The following is a 1,868-nucleotide window of genomic DNA, read 5'->3' as shown; positions in this document are numbered from 1 at the left end:
TTTAGCATTGCTCCTTGTGTATCTACAGCTTTAATAGTCTTTTGTATCATGTGGGTATTCAATGCTATAAATTCTTCATATCTAAGTAAATGCATTTCATTGATACCTTTATCCAATAATAAATTGGAATCAGTATCATCTTCTGTCCGAGTTATATTCTTGTCAATGATAACGCCAGCAAAATCGTTTGTAGATAAACCAGATTTATATAATGCACTTTCTACCTCTTGTGCCACATAACCAAAATGATCACGCTTAGCAGTTCCAGTTTGGTATTTATAGATAGTAGGTCTAAGATTCATAAAGAAATCGTTATATCTCTCATCAAAGGTTCTGAAGTCATACTTCAAATTTATATCAGACGTGATAGCAGCTCCATTTACTTGACAATATCCACCGCTATGATTATAAAGCTTTACATATTTTCCACGTACATATGTCCATTGGTCATAGCTTATTGAAGCACAACCATAATAACAAGAACACATATCTTCACTTCGGACTAATAAATCGTGATTTTTTAAATCAACCCAAGAAGTGTATATGCCTGTAGAACTAGATGAATCAAATTTAATACCATTTCTTGTATAAATAGGTCCGTCTACACAAATTGTATTATCTGCTTTCATCCATATCATGGAACTTTTTGCATTGCTAATAACTACTCCATCCGATCTAGCACTACAGTAAGCTCCTCCTGTTGACCTTATATATGACGATGATGAAGTCACATTTATTGCGTTAGCGTTATAAGATATAAACTGTGAAGTCCCATTAAAATATATATATTTATTTCCACTACTTGGAGTATTCAAATAAATATTATTACCTACTTTTAAATCAGTAGTTACGTCAATCGTTGTGTTAGACGATATCTTTCCACCGACTATCTCTGTACCTTCTAATTTATTACCTCTGATGTGGTTTGCTGTAATGGTACCAGTTTTTATATAGTCTCCATATATCTCTGTAGTTCCTTTTGTAAAAGTTGATATAAGATTTTCGGAACCTAAATCAAACACATTAGCATAAACAATATACCAACTAAAACCTGTTGCACCTCCATTGATAGAGAAAAAACCAGTAGTAGATATTGTTCCAGTCCCTATTTTTACTTTACATACATATTCTGTCCAATCATTAGTGCCCGCTGTTGGTGTTAACCATTCTTGTTTTGAGCCTGTACCTATATCGTTTGTATGCCATGAAATAGTTCTTCCAGTTGGTATTTTGGCGATCAATTTAAATAGATATGTATGACCTGCCTTTGGAGTAAATCCCCACCTTATACCTCCATGATTAGGTGATGTAGTACCGTTAGATGTAACTTTAATTCTATATGGCGTATCATATGTCCATCCACTTGCTTTAGCTTCACGAGTGATAGTAACTGCTGTATTATTTGAATTGTTGTAAATATCAAGCCCATTAATTCCACGCAAGAAAGCTGGATCATTGTACATACTTTGACCTTGTGATAATGCCATAGACATCCAATATGCTTTATAGGCATTATCGTATCCAGTATTTAACTTAGTTTGCACTCCACTGTCCAAATCTCCAATTACAATAGTACCAGTCGCAATCTGTGCAGTTGTAATCGTATTAGTTGCAATCCAACCACCCTGAATATATGTGCTTGTGCTAACTGCGTTGTTTGTCCACTTAAGTACCATGTTTCTAAGGTTAGTCATATTGCCACCATTAGTATTAGTCCAATCGTAAGCAGTTTTACCTTTATCCCAATTGGCTTTATTCGTGTTGATAGATGACATAGCATTGTTACCATTGTTAACTTTGGTTTGTGTATCGCTGTCCAACATACTAATTGTCACTTTACCTGTAAGTTCTATTTTACTTGCATCTAT

The 1,868-nt window shown here is 34.2% G+C and carries 1 protein-coding gene; it reads right to left on the bottom strand.

What is annotated here, in order from left to right; all coding sequences use genetic code 11:
* Window positions 1-1,868: tail fiber domain-containing protein (locus DW114_RS21055; RefSeq protein ID WP_147322668.1), on the bottom strand; the 1,868-nt coding region annotated here is incomplete at both ends.

Origin of the sequence: Absiella sp. AM09-50, from assembly GCF_003433845.1 — a bacterium.
Taxonomy (GTDB): Bacteria; Bacillota_I; Bacilli_A; order Erysipelotrichales; family Erysipelotrichaceae; genus Hoskinsella; species Hoskinsella hominis.
Note: the sequence above shows the minus strand (reverse complement) of the source record. Positions and strands in the feature narration are given on the sequence as shown.